A 3,589-nucleotide genomic window follows, 5' to 3' on the forward strand; every position below is an offset into this window, starting at 1 on the left:
TCGGGATTGTGAGCCACGGCTAAGTCGGGAATGCCCGCACTCTCCATGGGCTGCTCCCGAGGGGTGTGCGGGCTTTTTCTCCTAAGGAGGCAAGCCATGATTGAAATCTGTGAACTAACGGAAATGGACCTCGAGGTGGTGGCTGGCGGCGGCGGGTTGGTCAACGTACCGATCAGCATACAGAACTCCGTACAGAACACCATTCCCGTGCAGGTCGCTGCGGCTACCAGCCTCGGCGGCGACGCTAACGCTTTGAACGGGATCGGTAGTGCAGGAAACTTCGGTTTCCAAGGAATCCTCGGTTCCTAACTGTAAAATGCAATAAAGCCCCCCGCCATCGGGAATGCCCGCACGGGCTGCTCCCGGGGGTGGCGGGTTTTTTTGCACGCACTTCTGCCCGCACACCCACTGCCGGCGGTGCGACAGGTTACTGGATCAATCCCCCGTTAGCGCATCGAGAGCACGCGATCGAAGACCGAGGCAGAGCCGCCGACGGCCGCGGCAAGCCGCGCCTTGCACTATAGCTGAGAGCCGCGATATTTGACTGATGTTCCTGTCATTCCAATACGGCCTTCGACCGACGCGCGCACAACACCGCGCGCTCGACGCGATCCTTGAGGGGCAGCGGCTGCTCTACAACGCCGCGCTGCAGGACGGCCGGCGTCTCCAGTCGGTCGAGCCATTTTGCCATCGCTCACCTCAATGCAGCGTATACGGCAGCTTGATCGCGACATACGGCGCGGCCGCGAGGGCCGCGCGATGCCAAGCTAAAGCCTGTCCTCGAGGCGATGCGGGGCAAGCCATATCGCGAAATTGCTCTGACCAGCCGCAACATTCCGCCGCCGCGTGGCGGTGATGCCTGGAATGCGATGTCAGTCATGCGCGCGATGAAGCGTAAGCGTGTAGGCGCCCCCACGTAGCGGATGATGTTCGCTTGTCAGAGAATCTCCTGGTGATTTATTTGCCAGGAGCTCATGTGAGCGAACATACCTCTGACACCAGGAATTTCGAAGTTATCACGGCCACACCCGAGCGGCTTGCGGTCAGTCCGGGGCGAAGCTATCGCACCTGGTCGCGGGAGGCGAAGGAACGGATCGTCAAGGAAACGTTTTTGCCGGGGGCGAACGTGTCGGTGATCGCGCGGTCTCACGGGCTCGATCCACAGTTGTTTGCGTGGCGACGCAAGGTGCTGGCCTCGGGACTGATCGCACCGGTTTCTGGGGCGCGCGGCGAGGCGGTCAAGTTTGCGCGGTTTGATGCGGTGACAAGCGACATGGTGGAAATCGTGATCGGCGATGTTGTGGTCCGTGTCGGCGGCGATGTGGAGCCTGAGCTGCTTGCTGCCGTAATCCGGGCGGTTCGGCAAGCATGATCCCGGCGGGCGTTCAGGTTTACGTGGCCAGCACGCCGGTCGACTTCCGCAAGGGAGCGACCGGCTTGATGGCGCTGGTGCGAGATGGTGGGGCCGACCCATTCAGCGGCGCGCTGTACGTGTTCCGTTCGAAAAGAGCGGATCAAGGCGGTTTGGTGGGACGGCAGCGGGATCTGCCTGTTTGCCAAGACGCTTGAGGAAGCAAAGTTCTGCTGGCCGAGGATTGCGCCGACCCGGGTGCGGCTGAATCACGCGCAGTTGCTCGCGCTGATCGACGGGCTGGACTGGACCAAGGTGCGTCCGGTGGCGGTGAAGCGCCCGGAATCGGTGGGCTGACCAGTTGCGGCGAATTGAATCAGGGCGCTGAAAGGCTTGGAAGATTGGCGGCGACTCTGCTGGGATGGCGGCGATGACGACGCCCGTTGCAGAGCTTCCGACGACCCTTGCCGAAGCCCATGCGCTGATCCTCGCCTTGGCTGAAGAGCGGGCGGCGATCGAGGCCGAGAACAGCCGCATCGCCTCCGAGATTGCAGCACTGACTGCGGTCAACGCCGATCTTGCTGCGGTCAACCAGACGGCCGACGCGCGGATCGTGGAGCTGACGGCGATCGTGAAGATGTTGGAGCGCACGCTTTACGGTACGCGCTCGGAACGCTTGCGTGGCGACACGCCGAGCGATGAGCAGATCGCCTTCGTATTTGACGAGATCGCCACCGGGGTGGCGGCCATTGAAGCCGAACTGGCCAAGGCAGGCAAGCCGAAACGCGCGCCGCGGCCGCGCAAGGAGTTCGGCGCGCATATGGAGCGGGTGGAGATCATCGTCGAGCCCCCCTCTGATTGCCAAGGGTTGGAGAAGGTCCTGATCGGCGAGGATGTCTCGAGGCGCCTGGACGTGACGCCGGCGACGTTCCGCGTGATCGTGACGCGCCGCCCGAAATACGCATATCGCAACCGCGATGGCGTGGTTCAGGCGCCAGCGCCGCCGCATCTGATCGAGAGTGGTCTTCCGACCGAAGCGCTTCTCGCCCAGATCGCGGTGGTCAAATATGCCGACGGGCTGCCGCTGTACCGGCAGGAAGCGATTTACGCGCGTGACGGCGTCGATCTCGACCGGTCGTTGATGGCGCAATGGATGGGCAAGGTCGGCTTCGAATTGCGGCCGCTGGCCGACTATGTGCTGGAGAAGATCAAGCAGGGTGAACGGATCTTCGCCGACGAGACGACCCTGCCAACGCTCGCTCGCGGATCCGGTAAGACGCAAAAGGCCTGGCTGTGGGCCTATGCGCGCGACGATCGGCCATTTGGCGGCATCGGTCCACCGATGGTCGCTTATCGCTTTGAGGACTGTCGCAGCGGTGAATGCGTCGAGCGGCATCTGGCGGGCTTTGCCGGCATTCTGCAGGTCGACGGCTATGCCGCCTACAACAGGCTCGCCAAATCGGCGGGTGCCAATGATGGGGTGCGGCTTGCGGCCTGCTTTGCCCACGTCAGGAGGCGGTTCTACGAATTGCACGTCAACGAGAGCTCGCACCTGGCGACACAGACCGTCACGACAATGGCGCGGCTGTGGGAGATCGAGGCCGACATCCGCGGCCAGAATCCTAAGATGCGGGTGAAAGCGCGCCAGGAAAAGTCCGCCGCGATCGTCGCGGCGCTCTTCGATCTGTGGGACAAGGAGCTGCCGCGCCTGTCGGGCAAATCCAAACTCGCCGAGGCGATCCGCTATGCCACATCCAGGCGCACCGCCCTCGAGCGCTTTCTAAGCGACGGCCGTATCGAGATCGACTCCAACACCGTCGAGCAGGCAATCCGGCCGCAAACCATCACAAGAAAAAATGCGCTCTTTGCGCGCAGCCATGGCGGCGGCCGGACCTGGGCGACCATCGCCACGCTTCTGCAGACCGCGAAAATGAGCGATGTCGATCCGCATGCCTGGCTCACACAAACTCTCGAACGGATCGCGCGGGGCTGGCCGATCTCTCAGATCGATGCTCTCATGCCCTGGCACTTCAAAGCCTGAACGGCTCAGCTTGGCGCTTACGATGAGGCGGCTGCGCATCGCGGGCAAATGACTTGCACCATCTGCGATCCCAACTGGATGTTGATGTGCGCGTTGTGGCAGTCGCAGCGCGTCTGAGCGCACTCCATTCAGGAGAGGCTTAGGCGGCTTTCAATCGCCCGCCCGGCACAAAGGCGGTCCGGCTCAAAGAAACGCAC

The 3,589-nt window shown here is 62.7% G+C and carries 4 protein-coding genes and 1 pseudogene; 4 read left to right on the plus strand and 1 reads right to left on the minus strand.

What is annotated here, in order from left to right:
- Positions 1–96: 96 nt before the first annotated feature.
- On the plus strand, positions 97–309 hold the full coding sequence (locus SO139_RS45720) for a hypothetical protein (RefSeq protein WP_449384660.1): 213 nt from the start codon (positions 97–99) through the stop codon (positions 307–309).
- 247 nt (positions 310–556) lie between these two features.
- Here the strand turns inward: SO139_RS45720 and SO139_RS45725 are convergent, their stop codons facing one another.
- Positions 557–691, minus strand: coding sequence for a hypothetical protein (locus SO139_RS45725; RefSeq protein WP_449384661.1), 135 nt, complete (start codon positions 689–691; stop codon positions 557–559).
- Positions 692–976: 285 nt separating this feature from the next.
- Between SO139_RS45725 and SO139_RS45730 the strand changes: the two genes are divergently transcribed.
- The 3 genes and pseudogenes from SO139_RS45730 to tnpC all read left to right on the plus strand — a co-directional run bounded on the left by SO139_RS45730 (position 977) and on the right by tnpC (position 3,392).
- Entirely contained in the window at positions 977–1,372 is a 396-nt protein-coding gene (locus SO139_RS45730) for a transposase (RefSeq protein WP_449384662.1), read from the plus strand.
- Between the two features lie 68 nt (positions 1,373–1,440).
- A pseudogene (gene tnpB / locus SO139_RS45735) lies at positions 1,441–1,708 on the plus strand (IS66 family insertion sequence element accessory protein TnpB).
- Between the two features lie 73 nt (positions 1,709–1,781).
- Positions 1,782–3,392, plus strand: a complete 1,611-nt coding sequence (tnpC, locus tag SO139_RS45740; protein WP_449384663.1) for an IS66 family transposase — start codon at positions 1,782–1,784, stop codon at positions 3,390–3,392.
- The last annotated feature ends 197 nt before the right edge of the window (positions 3,393–3,589 follow it).

This window comes from Bradyrhizobium sp. UFLA05-89, from assembly GCF_059803475.1.